The 359-nt window shown below is 37.6% G+C and carries 1 pseudogene; it reads left to right on the top strand.

The annotated features are described in order from the left end of the window. Nucleotides 1-152: 152 nt before the first annotated feature. Nucleotides 153-359, top strand: a pseudogene (locus VQ048_RS12805) (DUF3945 domain-containing protein); the annotation flags it as partial.

Genomic DNA, 359 nt, shown 5'->3' on the forward strand with positions numbered 1-359 from the left:
TTTAGTGTCCCTGTAAAAGCCAAAAAAGGACAATCAAAGCCAAAATAACACTGCCGTATTAAATTCTAATAGACAGCTTCTATCTTCGTTCTGCGATTTTTAAGATTTAAAGTTTAATGAATTGAATTTAAACCATCAAAAAATAATATACTATGGCTAATGAATCCACTGAAACAAATCCACAAGAGAATATGTCCGTTGCAGAAGAGCAATGGACGGATTTGTTGCTTGTGTATGACCAAGAGGAGCAACAGATTCGTGCCGTAAAAGGATTGGATAAAGACGGGCAGTTAGAAACCGTTCCTCCAGTCCCGGCACACGAACAAGATTTTATGAAGGTGGATCCTCACGGAAATATA

It is taken from the genome of Bergeyella anatis (assembly GCF_036016955.1).
Taxonomy (GTDB): domain Bacteria; phylum Bacteroidota; class Bacteroidia; order Flavobacteriales; family Weeksellaceae; genus JAYWXI01.